General features: G+C 50.3%; 20 protein-coding genes and 1 pseudogene. 12 read left to right on the top strand and 9 right to left on the bottom strand.

Going from position 1 to position 20,972, the window contains the following annotated elements; all coding sequences use genetic code 11:
- Positions 1-108: 108 nt before the first annotated feature.
- The 3 genes from IB212_RS02650 to IB212_RS02660 all read left to right on the top strand — a co-directional run bounded on the left by IB212_RS02650 (position 109) and on the right by IB212_RS02660 (position 6,299).
- Positions 109-3,135 carry an anti-phage-associated DUF1156 domain-containing protein gene (locus IB212_RS02650; protein ID WP_041911424.1) on the top strand — a complete coding sequence of 1,009 codons (3,027 nt, stop codon included), beginning with the start codon at positions 109-111 and terminating at the stop codon, positions 3,133-3,135.
- Positions 3,136-3,210: 75 nt separating this feature from the next.
- Complete coding sequence (locus IB212_RS02655) at positions 3,211-5,961, top strand: phospholipase D-like domain-containing anti-phage protein (protein WP_041911423.1); 2,751 nt, start codon at positions 3,211-3,213, stop codon at positions 5,959-5,961.
- Positions 5,958-6,299, top strand: a complete 342-nt coding sequence (locus IB212_RS02660; protein WP_223239723.1) for a winged helix-turn-helix domain-containing protein — start codon at positions 5,958-5,960, stop codon at positions 6,297-6,299. Before IB212_RS02655 ends, IB212_RS02660 begins: the two co-directional genes overlap by 4 nt.
- Here IB212_RS02660 and IB212_RS02665 read toward each other — a convergent pair.
- The 3 genes from IB212_RS02665 to IB212_RS02675 form a co-directional block, all read right to left on the bottom strand.
- A protein-coding gene (locus tag IB212_RS02665) for an IS3 family transposase (protein WP_155963358.1) occupies positions 6,292-7,412 on the bottom strand; the annotation gives its coding sequence in 2 pieces (ribosomal slippage) (positions 6,292-7,154 and positions 7,154-7,412; 1,122 coding nt in all). The genes IB212_RS02660 and IB212_RS02665 overlap by 8 nt on opposite strands.
- A 68-nt stretch (positions 7,413-7,480) precedes the next feature.
- Positions 7,481-7,630, bottom strand: coding sequence for a type I restriction-modification system subunit M N-terminal domain-containing protein (locus IB212_RS02670; RefSeq protein WP_337282734.1), 150 nt, complete (start codon positions 7,628-7,630; stop codon positions 7,481-7,483).
- 32 nt (positions 7,631-7,662) lie between these two features.
- The gene (locus IB212_RS02675; RefSeq protein WP_188246128.1) at positions 7,663-8,583 is read right to left on the bottom strand and encodes a COG2958 family protein; all 921 of its coding nucleotides are present in this window, start codon (positions 8,581-8,583) and stop codon (positions 7,663-7,665) included.
- Positions 8,584-8,781: 198 nt separating this feature from the next.
- Between IB212_RS02675 and IB212_RS02680 the strand changes: the two genes are divergently transcribed.
- Together IB212_RS02680 and IB212_RS02685 are read left to right on the top strand one after the other, a co-directional pair.
- A complete protein-coding gene (locus IB212_RS02680; RefSeq protein ID WP_188246127.1) occupies positions 8,782-9,483 on the top strand; it encodes a hypothetical protein in 702 nt (233 codons plus the stop codon).
- The gene (locus IB212_RS02685) at positions 9,480-9,914 is read left to right on the top strand and encodes a hypothetical protein (protein WP_188246126.1); all 435 of its coding nucleotides are present in this window, start codon (positions 9,480-9,482) and stop codon (positions 9,912-9,914) included. Before IB212_RS02680 ends, IB212_RS02685 begins: the two co-directional genes overlap by 4 nt.
- 37 nt (positions 9,915-9,951) lie before the next feature.
- Here the strand turns inward: IB212_RS02685 and IB212_RS02690 are convergent, their stop codons facing one another.
- Together IB212_RS02690 and IB212_RS02695 are read right to left on the bottom strand one after the other, a co-directional pair.
- The gene (locus IB212_RS02690; RefSeq protein ID WP_188246125.1) at positions 9,952-10,536 is read right to left on the bottom strand and encodes a bifunctional 2-polyprenyl-6-hydroxyphenol methylase/3-demethylubiquinol 3-O-methyltransferase UbiG; all 585 of its coding nucleotides are present in this window, start codon (positions 10,534-10,536) and stop codon (positions 9,952-9,954) included.
- Positions 10,536-11,549 carry an HNH endonuclease domain-containing protein gene (locus IB212_RS02695; RefSeq protein ID WP_188246124.1) on the bottom strand — a complete coding sequence of 338 codons (1,014 nt, stop codon included), beginning with the start codon at positions 11,547-11,549 and terminating at the stop codon, positions 10,536-10,538. Before IB212_RS02695 ends, IB212_RS02690 begins: the two co-directional genes overlap by 1 nt.
- 639 nt (positions 11,550-12,188) lie before the next feature.
- On the opposite strand from IB212_RS02695, the pseudogene IB212_RS02700 reads away from it, so the two are divergent.
- The 4 genes and pseudogenes from IB212_RS02700 (at position 12,189) to IB212_RS02715 (ending at position 14,601) form a co-directional block, all read left to right on the top strand.
- Positions 12,189-12,705: pseudogene (locus IB212_RS02700) on the top strand (DUF2778 domain-containing protein).
- Positions 12,686-13,204 carry a hypothetical protein gene (locus tag IB212_RS02705; RefSeq protein WP_041911357.1) on the top strand — a complete coding sequence of 173 codons (519 nt, stop codon included), beginning with the start codon at positions 12,686-12,688 and terminating at the stop codon, positions 13,202-13,204. Before IB212_RS02700 ends, IB212_RS02705 begins: the two are co-directional and overlap by 20 nt.
- Before the next feature lies 1 nt (position 13,205).
- A complete protein-coding gene (locus IB212_RS02710) occupies positions 13,206-13,691 on the top strand; it encodes an Hcp family type VI secretion system effector (RefSeq protein WP_041911356.1) in 486 nt (161 codons plus the stop codon).
- Positions 13,692-14,133: 442 nt separating this feature from the next.
- The gene (locus tag IB212_RS02715; RefSeq protein ID WP_081752988.1) at positions 14,134-14,601 is read left to right on the top strand and encodes a SymE family type I addiction module toxin; all 468 of its coding nucleotides are present in this window, start codon (positions 14,134-14,136) and stop codon (positions 14,599-14,601) included.
- 58 nt (positions 14,602-14,659) lie between these two features.
- On the opposite strand, the gene IB212_RS02720 is transcribed toward IB212_RS02715, so the two are convergent.
- The 3 genes from IB212_RS02720 to trpS all read right to left on the bottom strand — a co-directional run bounded on the left by IB212_RS02720 (position 14,660) and on the right by trpS (position 16,606).
- The gene (locus tag IB212_RS02720) at positions 14,660-15,031 is read right to left on the bottom strand and encodes a hypothetical protein (RefSeq protein ID WP_041911355.1); all 372 of its coding nucleotides are present in this window, start codon (positions 15,029-15,031) and stop codon (positions 14,660-14,662) included.
- A gap of 54 nt (positions 15,032-15,085) precedes the next feature.
- Positions 15,086-15,430 (bottom strand): hypothetical protein, encoded by a 345-nt coding sequence (locus IB212_RS02725; RefSeq protein WP_071993744.1) that lies wholly within the window; start codon positions 15,428-15,430, stop codon positions 15,086-15,088.
- A gap of 174 nt (positions 15,431-15,604) precedes the next feature.
- Entirely contained in the window at positions 15,605-16,606 is a 1,002-nt protein-coding gene (gene trpS, locus IB212_RS02730) for a tryptophan--tRNA ligase (RefSeq protein WP_041911354.1), read from the bottom strand.
- Between the two features lie 199 nt (positions 16,607-16,805).
- On the opposite strand from trpS, the gene fosA reads away from it, so the two are divergent.
- A complete protein-coding gene (gene fosA, locus IB212_RS02735) occupies positions 16,806-17,231 on the top strand; it encodes a FosA/FosA2 family fosfomycin resistance glutathione transferase (protein WP_041911353.1) in 426 nt (141 codons plus the stop codon).
- On the opposite strand, the gene IB212_RS02740 is transcribed toward fosA, so the two are convergent.
- Positions 17,217-18,224, bottom strand: a complete 1,008-nt coding sequence (locus IB212_RS02740) for a LacI family DNA-binding transcriptional regulator (protein ID WP_041911352.1) — start codon at positions 18,222-18,224, stop codon at positions 17,217-17,219. The genes fosA and IB212_RS02740 overlap by 15 nt on opposite strands.
- Before the next feature lie 185 nt (positions 18,225-18,409).
- On the opposite strand from IB212_RS02740, the gene IB212_RS02745 reads away from it, so the two are divergent.
- Positions 18,410-19,498, top strand: a complete 1,089-nt coding sequence (locus tag IB212_RS02745; RefSeq protein ID WP_041911351.1) for a cellulase family glycosylhydrolase — start codon at positions 18,410-18,412, stop codon at positions 19,496-19,498.
- A 50-nt stretch (positions 19,499-19,548) separates the two neighbouring features.
- Complete coding sequence (locus IB212_RS02750; RefSeq protein ID WP_041911350.1) at positions 19,549-20,943, top strand: MFS transporter; 1,395 nt, start codon at positions 19,549-19,551, stop codon at positions 20,941-20,943.
- Positions 20,944-20,972: the final 29 nt, after the last annotated feature.

A 20,972-nucleotide genomic window follows, 5' to 3' on the forward strand; every position in this document is an offset into this window, starting at 1 on the left:
TTTGGATTCGGGCAGTAAAAGGCCATGTAGTCTAAAAATGTACTTGATAGATTACAGACTGCGCTAGGAAAATTTTCTTTGCTCAGTCTGTTTGGAGATGAAGGTAGAATGGCAAAATTAACTCCATTTGCGCTTAAGGATGCGCCATCGCTAATAGAGGCGGTATATCCTGTTCAAAAAATTTCTTTTGAAGCTCAGCAAGAAAGAACATCAGTACAAAGTCAAACTTTGACCGGCCTCGGATCCTACTGGAAAGGCCGAAAACCCCTTATCTTAGTAAGAAGTATCATTTTGGGATCTTTGCTTCCTCAAACTAATAATAAGGAAAAGGATCTCGAGTTATTTGAAATGTTGCTGGGCTTTGATTCACTGAGCTTAGCAAAGAGAGCAATTACATTAGGTTCAATTAAGCCAGTAGATATTGTTTCGGCTATCAGTTTACATAATCCGTGGGACTATTTTTCCCACAATTTAAAAAATGATGATGACCGCTTTCGTGAGGTTAATACCTTACATGCTCCTTTCGATAGTAATGAGTTAGGTTTGAAACTTAGGTGGCGAAGGGATATTACAGATAATGAAAAAATACCATTATTTAAACAATATTTAGATCGGCTGGTGACATATGAAGAGAAATCTTTGTTATGTAGACGTCCGGAAGAATGCGACCAAACATGGTTGTATAGCCATGTTTGGTCGTGCGTGAATTCACATCTTTCTTCATTTTCCGTAAATGCCGACAGTATTAATTGTCTGGTGGAACAGCTAGGCATTCTTAGGTTTGGACACAAGCCAAAGGTTGGAGATGTATTCTCTGGTGGAGGTTCTATACCTTTTGAAGCAGCAAGAATTGGCTGCGATGCATTTGCTAGTGATCTGAACCCTATCGCATGTATGTTGACTTGGGGCACGACAAATATTATTGGAGCATCACTTAAAGAAAGGGAAAAAATAGAAATCGCACAACAAAAACTTGTTGATGCGGTAGATAATGAGATAAAAGTTCTTGGAATTGAACATGATAGCGATGGTAATCGAGCCAAAGCATTCTTGTGCTGCCTTGAGGCGAAATGCCCAGAGACTGGATGGTTAGTGCCACTTATACCGAGTTTGGTTGTTTCAAAAAGCCGCAATGTAATTGCGAAATTACGTCCAGATTTTGATTCAAAAAGGTTCGAAATTGACATCGTTTCTGACGTTCCACCTGAGGAGCTTAAAAAGGCAGAAAAGGGAACAGTCCAGGATGGAAGTCTGGTATATGAGCTAGAAGGGAAAACCTATCGCACACCAATCAAAACATTGAGAGGTGATTATAGGCATCAAGATGGAACAACCAAGAATCGTTTGCGCTCTTGGGAAAAAGACGATATCAAGCCGAAACCTGATGATGTATTTCAGGAAAGAATTTATGCTATCCAATGGATTACAAAAAGAAGCCTAGACTTAGGAAGACAAGAGACCTTTTTCTCATCTGTTACTGAAAATGATCTTAGAAGAGAAATCAAAATAGAAACAATAGTTAGCGAAAATTTATCAGAGTGGCAAAAAAAAGGTTTCATTCCTGATATGGAAATTGAACCTGGTGCTAAAACTGACGAGCCTATACGAACAAGGGGATGGACATATTGGCATCATATGTTCAGCCCAAGGCAATTGCTTGTTGCTGCTATTGCAAAAAAGAAAATTCTTGAGCAGGACGTTGATGTACAGCCAGTTCTAAATCTGTCTTTAGCCAAGATGATTGACTGGTCAAGCAAGCTTTGCCGATATGGCACTGGCGCAGCGAGGGAGTCAATCACTCAGACTTTTTACAACCAAGCTTACAATACAAACTACTCATACGGTGTTCGTTCCTTTGTAACAGGGAAAAATTATTTATTTTTAACCAGTTCAAGCAGCGTCACTAATGGACAGCTACAGATCCTAAATCAACAAGCGGCTGATGTCGCTACTAGCTGTGATTATTGGATTACCGATCCGCCCTACGCAGATGCAGTTAACTACCATGAAATAGCAGAGTTTTTTATCGCGTGGCTTCGTAAGAATCCTCCAAAGCCATTTGATGGGTGGGCTTGGGACTCGCGTCGCGCCTTAGCCATAAAAGGCTCCGGTGATGATTTCCGCAAAGGAATGGTGAGTGCCTATAAGGCGATGGCAGAAAATATGCCTGACAATGGTATGCAGTGTGTAATGTTTACCCATCAGGATACCGGCGTTTGGTCAGACATGATCGGTATTTTCTGGGCTTCTGGATTACAGGTCGTCGGCGCGTGGTATATCGCCACGGAGACCAGTACTGAACTGAAGAAAGGTGGTTACGTGCAAGGTACTGTCATCCTGATGTTGCGCAAACGTCTTGCTGGTGAAAATGCTGGATTTAAGCAACGACTTTTACCTGCAGTACGGGTGGAAGTAAAACGTCAGATCGAAAATATGTTGCACTTGAATGATGAAGTGAAAGATAAGCTGGGGGAACCAGTCTTTAATGACTCTGATCTTCAAATGGCCGGTTATGCTGCAGCACTAAAGGTATTAACGTCTTATACCCATATCGGTGGCGAAGATGTTACCAGCTTTGCATTACGTCCGCGTATACGTGGTGAAGTGACTGTTGTGGACGAAATAGTCCAACAAGCTGCTGAAGCTGCAAACAGTTTATTGGTGCCAGAAGGTTTGTCTGCCGATACTTGGCAAAAAATCAACGGTATTCAGCGCTTTTATTTGCGCATGATGGATATTGAAACTACCGGTGCATCTAAACTCGACAACTACCAGAACTTTGCCAAAGCTTTCCGGGTTGAAGATTACGGTAGGGTAATGGGCAATATGACCGCAAGCAAGGCGCAGCTGAAGAGGATACCCGAGTTTGGCTCGCGCGACCTAACGGATAGTACCGAGCTTGGAGCAAGCTGGTTGGGTCATTTGATCATCGGTTTACAGCAGATAATTAATGAAAAAGACCCTCAAGTCGTAATTGGTCAGCTTCAGGGAGACTTGCCAGACTTCATCGAGGTACGGCCAACATTGCTTGATATTTTAACCTTTATCGAAAATAAAGCTCCCGAGAAAGCAACTCGTGAGGCTGCTGAAGTGTTGGGTGCCCGTCTGAAGAATATGCGTGCATTTGGCCAATGACCAAGGTAAACAATAACTATGATGAATTAATGAAACGATTAGTTGAGTAATAAATAGGGAGGAGATTCTACATCAATGAGCATTCGGCGATTTTCATCACGCACACATAGACTCGATAATAGCTTCTTACTCGAGCACCTTGAAGGTGCTCGCAGTTACAAACGTATAGCTGGTTACTTTACGAGCTCACTCTTTGAGGTGGCCAACGAGCTCCTTGATTCTATCCCGGATGTAAAAATTGTATGCAATGTAGATATCCATCCTGACGATCTGAAAGTGGCTCAGCTTCGCGAGTCTAAAATGATAGGGCGCTGGAATGAGTGGGACATTGAAGCTGAAAGTTTACTCAACCGCGACCGCTATCGTCTACTTGACAGTTTCCTAGCCAAGCATGGTCAAGTAATCCGAGTTGCTCCTGACAGCATTTGTGGTTTTTTGCATGGTAAAGCTGGTGTTATTGAGCTTGCTGATGGGAGAAAAGTTGGCTTCATTGGATCTATGAATGAAACCAGCAGTGGCTGGCAGCGCCATTATGAAATTCTTTGGGAAGATGAATCCCCTGAAGGAGTGGAATGGATTGAGCAGGAGTTCAATTTTTTGTGGAACGCAGCTCGCCCACTACCTGAAGCGGTTATTCGTGAGGTGAAACGGCGCGGCTATCGCAGAGAGGTTTTATTTGAAGATATCGTTGAAGATGATGATATAGCTCCTGCAGCGCTGATCGAGTCTCCACTTTATCGACAGGGATTTTCCTTACAGCCATGGCAACAAGGGTTTGTTAGTGAGTGCATTCGTCATTACCACAACCATGGCATTGTACGCTTATTGATTGCTGATGAAGTGGGCCTTGGAAAAACCCTTTCGATGGCTACTGCCGCTCTTTCATTGTGTTTACTTAGCGATCGCGATAATAAGAAGCGCAAGCCCGTTATTATTTTTGCTCCAGCCACGCTCTGTGAACAATGGCAGGTGGAGATGATCGATAAGCTGGGTATTCCTTGTGCTAGGTGGCATACCCAAAGGAAAGCTTGGTTAGATCCTGAAGAGCGGATCATATCGCCAACTGGACAAGAAAATATTGCAAAGTGTCCGCTTCGCGTAGGGATTGTATCCACGGGCCTAATGATGCGAGATTCATTAGAGAAGCAACATCTGTTGGGATTGCATTTTGGTGTTGCTATATTGGATGAAGCGCATAAAGCGCGTAGCAGGCAGGGTTTCGGCAAAGATGCTGGCTCGTATAATGAGTTACTCACCTTCATGCGAGAAATCGCTGCACGCTCAGATCATGTCATTTTGGGCACAGCAACTCCGATTCAAACCCGCCCAGAGGATTTGTGGGACTTAATTGGCATCTTACATCAAGGAAGTGGTCATTTCGTTCTTGGTAACGATTATGCAAAATGGCACCGCCCACAAGAAGTTTTACCTATACTATCGGGTGAGCAGCGCGTGACCAAAACAAGTTTTGCTTGGGAGCTTCTTCGGTCACCACTACCAGTCGTAGATTCAACTAACGAACAGTATGCTCGCCGCTTATTCAGCTCTATTCGTCAGGATTTGGGATTAATTTACCAAAATGATAAATGGGATATAAAGAATACGCTTTCTGATATTTCAGAGGACTCAATAGAATATCTTGAAGATGAGTTGGAAAGAAATATATCTGGCGCCAGTTTTTTTCAGCGTGAAAACCCATTAATTCGTCACATCGTTTTGCGCAAGCGTATAACTCTTGAAGATGCCGGTCTTTTGCCCCGCATAGGAGTAGATGTTCATCCTAATCGGGAGTTGGCAAAGGAAGTTCATCAATTTAACACTTTGTTCGAAGGGAAAGCCTTGAGAACAAGCGAGGACTTCCGACAAGCCTACGCAGAGGCGCGACATTTTGGCAAAGCCCTAGCTCAGAATGGTAAAGGCAGCGGCTTCATGAAAAACCTTATGGAACAACGGATTTGCTCGAGCATTGCCGCTGGATTAAATACGGCCCGAATGCTATTGGAAGGTCGGACTGTTCGAGAGGAAAGTGATGAACAGCTGATTGAGATTAAAGCCGAAAGCCCGGATGAAATTGCGGTTCTGGAAAGGATGATAGCCAGACTTGAGCATATAAAAGAAGATCCGAAACTCAACGCTGTGATTCATTACCTTGAGAAGGAAAAGTGGCTGAAATTTGGAGTCATTATTTTCAGCCAGTATTACGATACCGCTAAGTGGATCGCCGACTCACTCGCTGAACGTTACCTTAATCAGGCTGTAGGTCTTTATGCTGGAGCAGGTCGCAGCCGTCTTTATCAAAATGGTGAAAGTGTCAATATTGAAAGGGAAACGCTTAAGCGTATGGTTGCTGAGCATCAACTAGAGATTATGGTAGCTACGGATGCAGCTTGTGAAGGCCTGAACCTTCAGACATTAGGCACGTTGATAAATATTGACTTGCCATGGAATCCGACTCGCTTAGAGCAGCGTATTGGCCGAATCAAGCGCTTTGGCCAAGTTCGTGAAAAAGTCAGTATGCTTAATCTTGTCAACGAGCAAACTGTAGACGAAAAGGTTTATGAGAAATTGTCTGAACGAATGCAGGACCGTTACAACCTGTTCGGTTCATTGCCTGATACTATTCGTGATGAATGGATAGAAGATATTGAAACAATGGGTGAGAAAATGGATGAGTATATTAACGCCCAGAAGCAAGCTAATGGATTTGATCTTCGCTATAAAGAGACAATGTATCCATCAGATAAAGATTGGCGTGATTGCTCCAACGTACTCTCGCGTCGTGATTTTACAGAGTTAATGATGTCTGGATGGGGTGAGAATAAATGAGTTCTGGAAAAATGATTACCTACGATCAGCTCATGGTCCCATTAATGAAGGCCTTAGTTAACTTAGGGGGATCGGGTAGTATCGATGAAATATATGAGACTGTGGTTGAGATAGAAAAGTTTGATGAAGAAACATTGGCTATTTTACATAACCCGGAGAAAAGTAGTCAGACGGAGATTGGGTACCGTTTAGCTTGGGCACGCACTTACTTAAAAAAGGCGGGTTATCTAGAGAATTCATCGCGTGGTGTATGGGCCTTAACGGACAAAGCGAAACAAGCGTCGGAAATCGATAGTCGTGATGACCTGCCCCCATTATTAGATACAGCCATCAGTTAGTAATGTCGGTTTGTTTACCTTCACATTTTCCATTCCGCCACCGTGCTGCAAACTCTGATGGCGTCTGATAATTCAGTGCTGAATGTGGACGACACTCGTTATAATCCTGCCGCCAGTCATTAATGACTTTCCTGGCGTGAACGATATCGCTGAACCAGTGCTCATTCAGACATTCATCGCGAAATCGTCCGTTAAAGCTCTCAATAAATCCGTTCTGCGTTGGCTTGCCCGGCTGGATTAAGCGCAACTCAACACCATGCTCAAAAGCCCATTGATCCAGTGCGCGGCAGGTGAACTCCGGCCCCTGGTCAGTTCTTATCGTCGCCGGATAGCCCCGAAACAGCGCAATGCTGTCCAGAATGTGTGTCACCTGCACGCCTGAAATCCCAAAGGCAACAGTGACCGTCAGGCATTCCTTCGTGAAGTCGTCCACACAGGTCAGGCACTTGATCCTGCGACCGGTGGCGAGCGCGTCCATGACAAAATCCATCGACCAGGTCAGGTTGGGCGCCGCCGGGCGGAGCAGCGGCAGACGTTCTGTTGCCAGCCCTTTACGACGTCGTCTGCGTTTTACGCCCAGCCCTCTCAGATGATAAAGGCGGTACACGCGCTTGTGATTAACATGAAGGCCTTCACGGCGCAGTAACTGCCAGATGCGGCGGTAGCCAAAACGCCTGCGCTCCAGTGCCAGCTCAGTGATGCGCCCTGATAAATGCGCATCAGCCGCCGGACGCTGAGCCTCATAGCGGCAGGTCGACAGGGACAAACCTGTAAGCCTGCAGGCACGACGTTGCGACAGACCGGTCGCATCACACATAAACTCAACGGCTTCCCGCTTCTGGTCTGTCGTCAGTACTTTCGCCCCAGAGCCACCTGGAGTGCCTCCTTATCCAGCATGGCTTCGGCAAGCAGCTTCTTGAGCCTGGCGTTCTCTTCCTCAAGCGACTTCAGGCGCTTAACCTCGGGCACCTCCATACCAGCATACTTCTTACGCCAGGTATAAAAGGTGGCGTCGGAAATGGCGTGCTTGCGGCAGAGCTCACGGGCAGAAACCCCGGCTTCAGCTTCGCGGAGGATACTGATGATCTGTTCGTCGGAAAAACGCTTCTTCATGGGGATGTCCTCATGTGGCTTATGAAGACATTACTAACATTGCGGTGTATTAATCAACGGGGAGCAGGTCAACGTAATACAATCAAAGGTAGCATGACTCGCCGGTACTGCGGCGGGCGGTAGGGGCCGCGAAGTTTGTTTGCGATGTTCCAGATAAACCCAACAAGATTCTGATGCTGACTGTTTTGCATGAATAATTCCTGAATGCTTATGCTCATCCTGTAAAAGACTTACAGGAAAAATGTATGATTTATTTGTTCCACAATGACTTGTGGATTTTTCCGGTCTGGTGGTACTCCCCCACCAGCTCAATAAAATCTTTAAAATCCCGATTTTCTTCCACCAGACGGTTCACTGACTGCCAGTCCACACTGGTACGTTCACGCGCTGGGATCAACGTCTGGCTATTAGAGAAATCATGTGGATCCAGTAGGACCACACCAATACCATGCAACGCACAGAGCATCTGAAGCTCGCGTTCAACACTACGCTGCTTATCTTCGTTGATTTCAGTCGCCACCAGATAGCCGAAATGCGCCCAACTGGAATTGCTGACCGCTTGGAAGAAACATTCACGCACATTGCTGCGGTTTAGCTGCTTTTTCACCTCAAAAGACCACAGCCTTGTCAAACGCCCTTCACTATGGCGGACACAGTTTTGAACCACATCATCCCATTCTTTATCAAGAGGCTCCAATGCTACAATATCGGGATAAAGCCAATGGTTGCCACCCAACCCTTTGTTATTGCTTGAGTGCTTTTCGTCAATACGACGGCACAATAGCCCTTCTTCCTGAGAGAGATAATCAATCAGGATCGGATATAACGAATGCTCGGTAAAGCTAACAGTTTCAACCGTTGGTTCGGGGGCTACATTAGCATCCGCCTGTTCAACCACAGACTCCCCCCAATAAAACAATCGTGGTCTTGGCTTATCACGCGTCATCACCTGCGGACACATAGCTTTCGCTTTAACAGTCCGACTGCCACCAACTTCAGCGGTAATTTGGCTTAAAAAAGCCTCATCGCTGGCAAAACGTGGATTTTTACGTTTTTCAGCCAGTTCTGCGCTGTAGTGATCAATGATTTTCTGCGCCAGTTGACGGGCAGTGAACTGCTGGCCGGGATTAGCCTGTAACACGTTGATTATCATCTGGGGACGACTTGTCATATGCCTTCCTGCGTTTGTACGCATGGCTTTGCGTATCAGCTTTTAAGCGATGCGTGATTTACAGCTCTTGTGAATGAACCCAGTTTACCTTTCAGAATTACAGACATAAAGCATCGATTTCCCTTTCTACCAGTTGGCTGGACTGAATTAAAAATCGTCTATAACATAGCCAGTTAGACTACATATGGAGATGTAAGCATGAGCACCAGAAGAGAGATAAAGGATGGGGCACTCTTTGACGTACTCGACAGAGGTATCGTCTACACCGAGGCGTTGGGCTGGCTTGATATGGGACATGCCCGTGGCAATGACGTGGCAACGCTCAAACGTCAATTCGTTGAAGGAGAGCGTAGCGGTAAGCCATCTTATTCTGTCATGTATCGGCAAGATATGGGCGTCTTAAAATTCAAATCACGGCTCGGCGTCGGGAAGTTCTCTCACTGGGAAATTAAGCGTGGCCGGAGTACCGAAGACATTAACAGAATCATGCTGGCGATGATGATGAACACCGCATCCAGATTCGAAGGTCTGCAAAGCCTCCGGTCATTCTCCTGGTATACGGACAGCGGCTTTAGCGGTGAGGATTTGGTGTCTGACTTGTTCGGGTTCTATCGCGCAATTATTCCAGGTCGGTACGGCTACCGTCTCAAACCCGTGAGCTATGAATCAGCCGTTCGCCGCTGGGATTACTACGGCGCTATCGGTTCCCATAAAAACCGTGGCTTTCGCCCGATTCTCTTTCCTGATCCGCAGGACCAGTGTGTGCGGCATCAGCCGTACACGGTCAATCTTCCGCATTTTATGACATGGCTCAGGCCGTGGGATGATTTTGCATCCGGAGTGGTGAAGGTCATTACAAACGATGGGACATCGCTATCATTCATGGGGGCTAAGCTATGACAATCCTTTTAAAAGTCCTGAAGTGGTGCGCACTCTCGGTTGTCACCGTCTTTATCCTCGGATGGCTGTTTGTCTGGCTCGTGGCATCAGGTTCTGATGAAACGACGGTTTACACCGAAAATGACTTTTTCCACTACCACACGCTGACTGACAAGGATATTGAAAACGCCCCACGTGTAACCGACGACTACTATTTCGAGGCGCATCCAGGCGATGGCTATGCCCCTTCAAATAGCATCTTTTTTAAAGGGGCTACCGGGGCTGCACCGTTGCGTACGTATCTCGAAACGCTGGGATACACGCAGGAAAAGCGTCGCCTGGGGGAGAAGGAAATCTGGTCAAAACCCGATCAGGTAAAAGGGGATATTTTCTATCTGTACTTTAATGCCGCCACGGGTGAAGTTGAGCTGACCAAAGTAATGAATTACTGAACTCACTTACTCCCTGTCGATTAGCACCGCCTGATGATCAAGCGGCGGTTTTTCGTAATAACCCATTCAGCCATGTTTCATCCCTGTCCGGGCGGTTATCCTGAGTCGCCCACAGCGAAGCTATCTCCATCCCAGGAACCGCCTTCACCAACGCCCGCAATCCCTCTTCATCCAGATCCGTAAACCGTCTTTCACCCTGAACGCGTTCACCATTGCCATATTTAAAGGACACGTACCAGACGCCGCCAGGCTTAAGCGCATCCGCAAGCTTCTGCATCACCGCAGGCAACTCAGAAGAGGGGACATGCAGCAAAGAGGCACAACACCAGATCCCATCGTACTTTGCTTTACAGTCGAGCTCTGAAAACGTCATCAGATGCACGGGTAACCCGGTATGTTGCTTTGCCAGCTCCACCATCGCGGAAGAGGCATCAAAAGCATCCACAAGATAGCCCATCTCATGAAAGGCTTTTGCGTCCCGGCCTGAACCGCAGCCCGCATCCAGAACACGAGCACCGTTAGGCAGGTGTTGGGTGAAGGCCTCGTATAGCGAGGTCATATCGACATTGACCGTGCCATCGAAGAAATCCTGTGCGTGGTTCTGGTAGTAGTGAAGTGTCATTAAAACGTTGCCTCGCCTTCCGCGTTGGGTTTCCAGGTATGGATAAGCTTGTCCAGCGCGGCCTGCCAGTTACGCTGAAGAAAGCTTTTCCGTGCTTCAGGACGCTGCCCTGTCTGTAGAACAATCGTCTCATGTAACGGCAGTTTGCTCTGAATAAAATACTCATTGCGGGTGTGTAACCGCTGCAGGAGCCTAAGGTCGGGAATGCGTGCAGACTTGCCTTCGAGGCCACGGTTACAGCACTGACAGGCCAGCACTAAGTTCCATACGCCATTAACATTGCTCACTTCATGGCGGGCAGCCCAGGGAATAAAGTGGTCGACGTCCGCCAGTTCTGCGTCGCCCGGTACCAGACTGATGGGTTTAAAGCAGTAAAAGCATCGTCCTTTCTGGTAACCATTCAGGCTGTCGCGGCAACTGGTGATGTCTACGCGCCGCGCATTCACCCTCGTGAACAGCAGTTGATTATCTTCGTCGAACTCCACGCCCACAAGGTTACGTGAAATCCCCATCGACCAGGCCTGTTCCACCAGGTTCCAGCGGGCATTGGTTTCAAAGGCGAGGTTTTTATACTGCAGGCGTTCGCCCAGTAAAAAGAAGTTGTCCGTCAGGCGGATCCCGTTGTGGGTTTTGCGTTCATCAAGGAAAAAACGTTTATCGATCTCGCCTTGGTTCACGTAGTGAAAGGCATCGATCACGTTGTTAAAGCCAAGGCGCACCGTTGCTTCAATGAGCTGGGCGTGGGTGATTTCACCTCGGTTGAACTTCAGACAGGTTTCCAGAAATTGGCTGCTGCGGGAGGTGATCTGTTTTGGCGCGTGCTTCAGGTGCTCGCAAAGATAGCGGCTGAACGGCACGGCAAGCTGGTCGAGTGTAATCAAATCGCTGCCTGTCTTATCCACTTCATACAATGCTGACGCCAGCGCAAATTTGTAAGATGCGACGTTCCTTCCAAAGAGGATCACACCACGCCAGTAGTTCTCAAGCGTCGGATCGGCCTGATAAAATTCCATCGATGAAGTCCTGTTACGGTTGGCTGGACAGGGCGTTACTAAAGCCTGTAACAGGATCACATAACAAAATCAGAGTGATGTAAATCGTTAATCTATAGGTTTGATGAATTTTTGTGGGATCTGAGAAGAAGGGCTGGATACGACGGATTTGTCGTTAAAGGCAAGTTAGCGAATGAATAGATTTATGGATGAGGAAAATAAGACTGATTTTTCAAGCCTGCGATTTACCAGTATCCCCCAAACCCATTCCTTGAATCCCCCTCGTATTTCCCAATTTTACCTGTCGCAAAACCGCTGTATTTATATTCAGTTCTGTATAATAGGCAGCGGTAATTACGCCAGTCGGAAAAACGCTTCTTCATGGGGATGTCCTCATGAGGCTTATGAAGACATTACTAGCATCAGGGAGCAGGTCACTCTGCCAGCGGTTCGGTCACGCCCCTGAGGGCACATGGTCAACTTGATAAACCTAGCTTCCTGACACACCTCTGATGTTACCGCCTAACGACCTTACACGTTGTCTTACCACCAACGGGCTATTATCTGAAAATCAGAAGTCTCTCGGAAGAAAACCTTCTTATGTCCGATTGCGTAGGAGTACGATAAGCCAATAAATCATTATAGATAAAAGGGTTATCTATGGCTCTACATGGAAAGTTCGTAATTAATGATGCGTACTACTCCCCGTTATCGTTTCCTGGTATAGGCACTTTTTTAGCTTTCTCTGGTAATGGTGCTTACCGTAATCGTGGGGCATGTGGAATGATCCCCAAAGAGGGGCCAGTACCAGCGGGTAAATACTGGATTGTTGACCGCCCTCAAGGTGGACTCAAGTCACAGCTAAACGCAGTGGGAAGAGACATTTATAATCACTTCGCCAATGGTGCAACATTCAAACATTCTGAATGGTTCGCATTATGGCGTGATGATTGGGGGGATCGACGATTACACATGGATTGAGAGCGTTCAGCGTGGCAATTTCCGTTTGCATCCAGGCGTACTATCAGAAGGTTGTATCACTCTCCCACATGATTCTGATTTTGCCATGTTGCGTAATGCTCTGTTGAGAAGCCAGAGAATAGATGTTCCTTGCATGAGGAAGCTACAGACATACGGCACGATTGAGGTGATCTCCAATGGCAAAACATGCCCTTAGTTTATTCATCAAGATAGTGCTGTTCGCTGTTGTTGTGCTGATCGTTGCTGAAATGGTTCCGTATGATGGATTAGTTAATTCTATTACGGGGCTTTTTGATTTCCAGAGCGCCGACAAGTTTACCCGCTTCATTTTGGGTGAACCTGATTTAGAAGTTTGGGAATCGTTAGACGGCTATTTTAGCATCTTAATCAATAAATTAATCAGCGTACCTGTCATGAGCGCCATTACCACGGCGTACAGTGGCGCGACTCACAAAGTTAGTCCAGCTGGCATCCCCAGAGAGTGGTTCAGTTCCACACTGCGACGGTTAGCTAAAATCTTCGGGTTTACCTTCCTGTTTTGGGCGTTATTTCGCTTGCTGCCTTATCAGTCTTTATTCCCGGATCAAACGTATTCAAATTTCACAATGGCGGCGATTGTGGGCTTTCAGTTGCTCTTAACGATTGTTTGCTACTGGTTCATCACGAAGAAAATCACAACTAAAAGGAGTTTGTAAAATGCCTATTCCGGCTTACATGTGGCTTAAGGACGATGGCGGCGCAGACATTAAAGGAGCTGTAGACGTTCAGGATCGTGAGGGGAGTATAGAGATTGTTGGCTTTAGTCATGGTCTGAACATTCCAGTAGACAGTGCCAACGGGAAGATTACTGGCAAGCGTTCACATTCTCCGATGATGATTGAAAAGGAGTTTGATAGCTCCAGCCCGTATCTATACAAAGCCGTTGCCACCGGTCAAACGTTGAAAAGTGCGGAGATTCGCTGGTATCGCATTAACCATGCAGGACAAGAAGAGTGCTACTTCGTCATGACCATTGAGGGTGTGAAAGTGACGGGCATTAACCCAGGGATGCCAAACGCTAAGATGACAGGAAACTCGCAGATCAACCACATGGAATCTGTTTCCCTGATGTATGACAAAATCACCTGGCGTTATGTTGATGGTAATGTCCAGTATACGGACGATTGGAACGTAAGAGCGTAACAAATAGAACGGAGGCATCGAGTGCCTCCTCTTTATTAACGCTTATCCTCTCAAAGGAGCCTGTCCGTAATGCTGTGTAACTGCCATCGTATTAAAGGTGATCACTCAGTAGGTCACCGAACTTGATAATAAAATGACTCATTGCCAGCCCGCAGATAGGCGAATGGTTGCTCAGAGGTCCATGCGGGCGCTCACCTTATATTCTGATAGTCCTCGCTGCGTAATTTCTCTGACCCAACCCTTTTCCTGAATCCCCCTCGCAAATTTCAAATTTACTCCACACCAAACCGCTGTATTTATATTCAGCCCTGTATAATGAGCACCAGAAATTACGCCGAACGGCAAAGGATATATCGAAGAAAATTTAACGAGGAATTCGCGATATGAAGGTGCTGCAACACCCCCATACCGCTAACCACAAACAACTTACAAGGAGTTGAAAATGGCTGCGACGAATTTTAAGCCAGAGTTTACCGTTTGCAAAACAGAATCAGACGCTTTCACCGGCATGAGTGAAAACCGCGAGCTGGTCCGCAAAAACAGCGCCCGCCGTTTACACGGCAACCCGCCCAACGCAGCGCCCGTCCATCCCCGCGCCGAAACGCCGCAGGACAGTGCCGCCTGCTGCGAACTGTATGCGCGCATAGACATGAAATATCTTCTTCTGGGCGGCGAGTGGTTAACCCGTGCTGGCTTTATTAACGGCATGCCGGTAAAAATCCGCGCCATGAAAGACTGCATTGTCATTACGCCCCAGCATACAAGAGAATTATGGGGATGCCTGGAAGGGATGAGCGTGGTGAATATCAATAAACAGAAAGTCGCACAGTGGCTGAAGACCTTTCCGGGAGCGCTGAATGATACAGGTGATGTTCCGGTGATTAAGCGTGGGAGTGGGAAGGCCGTTTAAACTTAAGACTAACGAGTGCGGGCATATGAGCACATGCCCGCACTATGCTAAAAATAACTCAATCATGATCTACCTGTTCTTTAACTGCCTTAACCAGCACAGCATGAAGCTCGCCAACGGTTAAATCGCGTATCACCGGTTCCTGAATGCTTCGCAACCTGCGAATCAAGCGGCAGATACCAAAGTAATCTATGCCCTCGGTGCTAAAAAGAAACTCGTTTTCAGCGAGGGAAAACGTTTTCTCATAGCCATCTTCTTCAGTGACAAGCGTAACGCCAAACGCTTCCTCGCAGTCTTCTATCAGGGCATCGCCATCCATGCCGCATATATCGAGATCGGCTTCGATTAGGGTGTTCTCATCAATGCGCTTGCGATGATGTCCCGAGGACTGACGTACAACCTCAATGACCTGCGAAAGAGTGGGGTACATTATGTTGGATTCCGTGGGTGAAGAAATGACGTAGACATTGATTAATAGACCGAGTTAACGCCTGGGACTGATTATTGATGGTACAAAGAAAATCAAAACAATCCACGTAAACATCCCAATAATCTTTATCGGCCAGGGTTCAAACACATCCAGACACACAATTGCGCCAATCACTAATAGCGGACCTTCTATCAGTTCAGCTATCCCCCCTAAAATATGTAACTTATGAGGCAACACCCGATTAAGTAATGTCGCAATAAGTTGTGCACTTCCTAATATGATTGTTATTGCGATTGTACGGTCCTCCCAGTTATCAAAACTAACCAAAGAAATGAGGCATGTAGCCAGTACATAACCACAAAATAATATATTCAGCATGTAAATAATAAACTTGCTCATAGCTTTTGCCGAGACGGTTGAAAAATAAAGAGTCTATGAATATAGCGCTCTCAACAGAATGACAAACGACAATGGCTAATAATGCATTTAAGAATTTTTGCTCCTCGCTTATTTACGCAATAATCAAGTTAGCGGCTTCATGCCAATCCCCCGCATTCCACCGCTAAATCGACTTTAACTAAACACCGGCACCCCCAGCCCCACCTTCACCTCCCTCAACGTCTCCTGCGTCACCCCCTGCGCCCGTTCCGTCCCGCGCTTCAGCATCGCCATCAGCTCCCCCTTATCCCGCATATACATCGCCCTCCGCTCCCGCATCGGTGCAATCAGCTCCTGCAAACACCCCTCCAGCTCGTTCTTACAAACCCGGTCGCCCAGCCCGCCTGCCTGATAGTGCGCCTTCATCGCCGCCACTTTCTCCTTGTCCGGATGAAACGCGTCGAGGTACGTAAACACCACGTTCCCCTCAATCTGCCCCGGGTCGCTCACCTTCAGGTGGTTCGGGTCGGTGTACATGGCGCTGACCGCACGATGAATGGTCTCTTCGCTGGCCGAAAGGTGCAGCGTGTTGCCCAGCGATTTCGACATCTTGGCGCTGCCGTCGATGCCGGGCAGGCGGCTGGTGTCGCTCAGCATCGCCTTGCAGTGGCGCAGCGCCGGGGCGGGCAGCAGGCTGTTCATCTTGTGAACAATCTCGTTGGTCTGCTCAATCATCGGCAGCTGGTCGTCGCCGACGGGCACGCACTCGGCCTTGAACGCGGTGATGTCCGCCGCCTGGCTGATGGGGTAGGCCATAAACCCGACCGGCAGCGAGCGGGCGAAGCCCTTCTGCGCAATCTCGTTTTTCACCGTCGGGTTACGCTCCACGCGGGCGACGGTGACGATGTTCATATACAGCATCGTCAGCTCGGCGAGGGCGGGCAGGGCGGATTGTAGGCAGATCGTGGTCAGGTTCGGGTCGATGCCGGCGGCGAGGTAGTCGGCCAGCACTTCGGGGATGTTGTCGCGAATTTTTTGCGGGTTGCTGCCGTTGTCGGTCAGCCCCTGCAGGTCGGCAATCAGCACAAACTGATTGTGCGTTTGTTGCAGCGCCACGCGCTGGCGCAGCGATCCGACAAAGTGACCGAGGTGCAGCGGGCCGGTTGGGCGGTCGCCGGTGAGAATTGTGGTGCTCATAAAGACTCCTTAACGTATCAATGCCGAAAGGGGTCTTCAGAACAAAATAGCCGCCTTTCGGCGGCTATCTGAAAATGGGGAAAACTACTCCGTGCCGCCTTTAAGAAGGCAGCCACCAGCGGTTTACGGTGAGCACGGCGTGGTTTATGTTCATCTCTTTACCGTACCACGTCCTGCGCGAAAAACAAAAGGGCACGTCATGCTGCAATCACTCAACCACCTGACCCTCGCGGTCAGCGACCTGCAAAAAAGCGTCACCTTCTGGCACGAACTGCTTGGTCTGACCCTGCACGCCCGCTGGAATACCGGGGCCTATCTTACCTGCGGCGATCTGTGGGTCTGCCTGTCGTACGACGAGGCGCGCCGGTACGTGCCGCCGCAGGAGAGCGACTATACCCACTACGCGTTTACCGTGGCGGAAGCGGATTTTGAACCGTTCTCGCAAAGGCTTGAGCAGGCTGGCGTCTCCGTCTGGAAGCAGAACAAAAGCGAGGGGGCGTCGTTCTATTTTCTCGACCCGGACGGGCACAAGCTGGAGCTGCACGTGGGCAGCCTCGCCGCACGGCTGGCGGCGTGTCGCGAGAAGCCCTACGCGGGCATGGTGTTTACCTCAGACGAGGCTTGAGGCGCGCACCTTCAGCCTGCCCGCCAGCGTCACGTGCGTGGCGGCATCTTCCTGATTGCACAGGTACTCCACCGCCAGCCGTCCCAGCTCGCTGTAGGGCAGCTGGATACTGGTCAGCGGCGGGGTGAGCTGCTCGGAGATCTTCTGGTCGTCGTAGCCCGCCAGCAGCATGTCCTGCGGGATGCGCACGCCGTTCACCGCCAGCGCCTGATAGCAGCCAATCGCCAGCCAGTCGCTGGCGCAGAAGATGGCGTCCGGTCGCTCGGCCAGTTTCAGCAGGGAGGTGGTGGCGGTAAAGGACTCGCTGAACTGCCAGTTGGTCTGGCGCACCAGGCCGTCGTCGCACGCGAGTCCGGCCTGCTGTAATGCCGCCTGGTAGCCCGCCAGACGCTGGCGGGAAGCCTCCATCCAGCTTTCGCCGGTGATGTGGGCGATGCGCGTTGCGCCGCAGGCGATGAGGTGTTTAGTCACCTGGAAGGCGTTGGCGTAGTCGTCCGGAATAAACGACGGCAGCAGCGGCGAGCCGGGGTCGCGCTGGTTGAGCAGCACCAGCGGGATGCGGGTGCAGTCCTGGAATGCCGTCATGTCCACCAGCGTGGTGACCGGAGAGGCGAGAATAATCCCGATGCAGTTGCGCTTCTCCAGCTGGCGGATGATGTTCAGCGCCAGCTCGATGTCGTCGCCGTAGTCGTAGACGGTGAGCAGGGTCTCGTTGCGCCACGCCGCTTCCCGCGCCTGGCTGATGGCGTCGATAAACGGGTCAAAGCTCTGCAGCGAGCTGACCAGCAGGGCGATCTCTTCCTGGTTGCGCGGGGCGTGAACGGCGGGGAGGCGGTCGTAGCCGAGCTCGGTGGCGACGCTAATCACCCGCTGGCGGGTCTCGTCGCTGAGCTTGATGTTGCGGGACTGGTTAAGCACCAGCGATACCGTCGCCTGCGACACCCCTGCCGCCCGCGCAATATCGTTCATCGTCACTTTTGTTTTTCGCTTCATCCGTCCTCTCCCTTTCGCGACTTCGCATCATACCCTAACCGCACGCTTTAGCGCCGTCGATCACGTTTCTCATTCATCGAAGCGTGAACTTTGTGAGGGGCGTCGCTTTTCTTATCGCCGTGATTTGCGCATTTATCCTGCAACTAATATTTATTAGCTAAATATTATCAGTAAGAGGACGCATAATGAAAGAGCAGTGGAGCAGGGAGCAGGCACAGGCGTGGTACGAGCAAAAAGGCTGGCTGTGCGGGTTTAACTATTTGCCGTCAACGGCGGTGAACTGGACCGATATCTGGCAGGCAGAGACCTTCGATGCCGGGACGATTGACCGCGAGCTGGGCTGGGCGGCGGACGCGGGCTACAACACCCTGCGCATTAACCTGCCGTTTATCGTCTGGGAGCACGACCGCGACGGGCTGATGGCGCGCATCGATCGTTTTTTGACGATTGCCGACGGTCACGGGTTCAGCACCATGCTGACCCTGATGGACGACTGCGGCTTCTCCGGTGACGAGCCGTACCTCGGCCCGCAAAAGCCGCCGGTGCCGGGCAAGCATAACAGCCAGGCGGCGGCGAGCCCCGGTCGCGATAAGGTGTGCGATCCGGACTGCTGGGCAGACATTGAGCGCTATATCCGCGACGTTGTCCGCCAGTTCCGCGACGATAAGCGCGTGCTGCTGTGGGATCTCTATAACGAGCCGGGCAACCGCGGCATTTTCGCGACCGGCACGCAGGAGGTGCAGTACGACGCGAAGCTGGAGACCTGCGCCCACGCGCTGATGAAGCTGGCGTTCCGCTGGGTGCGTGAAGAAGACCCGACCCAGCCGCTCACCGTCTGCGCGTGGCGCCTGCCGCCGGAAGAGGAGGGCGAGACGTTCTTCCAGCATCCGCTGGACCAGACCGCGCTGGCGCTCTCGGACGTGGTGAGCTTCCACGCCTACACCCCCACCGGGCGCATGACGGCGATGATTCAGCAGCTGCAACAGCTTGGTCGCCCGCTGTTCTGTACCGAATGGCTGGCGCGCCACGTGGGCAGCACGATTGAAGAGCAGCTTCCGCTGATGTACATGGCGAAGGTTGCGCCGTATCAGTGGGGGCTGGTGCGCGGCAAAACCCAGACGTGGCTGCCGTGGCCGGTGGTGATGAAGGAGTCCACGGACTACTGCCGCCTCTGGTTCCACGACGTGTTTGAGGAGAACGGTTTTCCGTTCTCACGCCGTGAAATCGCCCTGATGCAGCAGCTGCGCAAGATCGCCCCGAAAGTTCAGGGCTAATAATATCGACCCGGCGGCCGACCGCCGGGCAACCAGGCAGGCATATAACAATGGCAATGACAATGAAAATACCGTCTCGCGAGCTGTGGTCTTATTTTGGCTATGGTTTAGGTCAGTGTTTTAGCTTTGGTTTAGTGGGTTCGTTTATTAACTATTTTTACACCGACGTGCTGGGGATCTCGGCGCTGGCGGCGAGCACCATCTTCCTGATTGCCCGCGCGTGGGACGCGGTTCACGATCCGCTGTTTGCCAGCATCATGGACACCATTAACAGCCGGTTCGGCAAGTTTCGCCACTTTTTGCTGATCGCGCCGCTGCTGATCACCGGCGTCACGCTGCTGTCGTTCTATAAAATCGAAGCGGACATGACCACCAAAATCCTCTACGCCGGGGTGACCTACATCCTGTGGGGGACGCTGTACGCCATCTCCGATATCCCGTTCTGGTCGATGTCGTCGGTGATGACCAACGACTCCGGGCAGCGCACCCGCGCGGTAACGGCGGCGATGCTCGGGGTGAACGCCGGGATTGCCTGCGCCAACATCTTCTTCCCGAAGCTGGCGGCCTACTTCGCCCAGTACAGCAATGACAAAGGCTACTTTATGGCGGCGCTGGTGATGATGCTGGTGGGGCTGCCGCTGATGCTTAACGGCTTTATGCAGATCAAAGAGCGCGTGCCGCCGAGCCCGGAAAAGGTGACTATCCGCGACACCTTCCACAACCTGCGTCAGAACAAGCCGCTGTTTATCGTCCTGCTGTCGTTCTTTTTCTGCGTGTTCCACAACGTGGCGGGCGGGCTATACATCTACTTCTTTATCAACAACCTGGGCGACGGCAGCCTGCAAATGGCGATTGGCGTGATGGGAATTGTGGCGGCGGTGCTGTGCCTGGTCGCCCCGATGCTGACGCGCCGGATGCAGAAGCGGAAGCTGTTTATGATCCTCTGCGGGCTGGACGTGGCGGTGCGCGTGGTGATGTGGTTTGTCGGGTATCAGCAGGTGACGATGCTGTTTATTCTGCTCGGCCTGAGCACGCTGTTCGTGATGATGACCAACATCCTCACCTCGTCGATGATTGCCGACACCATCGAGTACGCGGAGTACCACACCCACAAGCGCTGCGCGGCGATCACCTTCTCCGGGCAGACCTTTACCGGCAAGATGTCGGTGGCGGTGGGCGGCGGGCTCATCGGCGTGTTTCTGACGATAATTGGCTACGTGCCGCAGGCGCAAATCCAGAGCGAAGGCGTGCTGGCGGGGCTGTTCTTCGGGATTTGCCTGCTGCCGGCGATTGGGTCGCTGATCCGCATGGGCTTTATGTCGCGCTTTACCTTTACCGAGGAGAAGCATGCGGAGGTTTGTCGGTTGCTGGCGGAGCGTCGGCATCATGTAGAAAATAGCCGTGCGAAGAATGAGCGGCTGGAGCGTCCGGCCCCGGCGAACTAAGAGAAATGGGCGCCTGTCATGCAGGCGTC

It is taken from the genome of Enterobacter sp. E12 (assembly GCF_014596715.2).
GTDB lineage: Bacteria > Pseudomonadota > Gammaproteobacteria > Enterobacterales > Enterobacteriaceae > Enterobacter > Enterobacter bugandensis.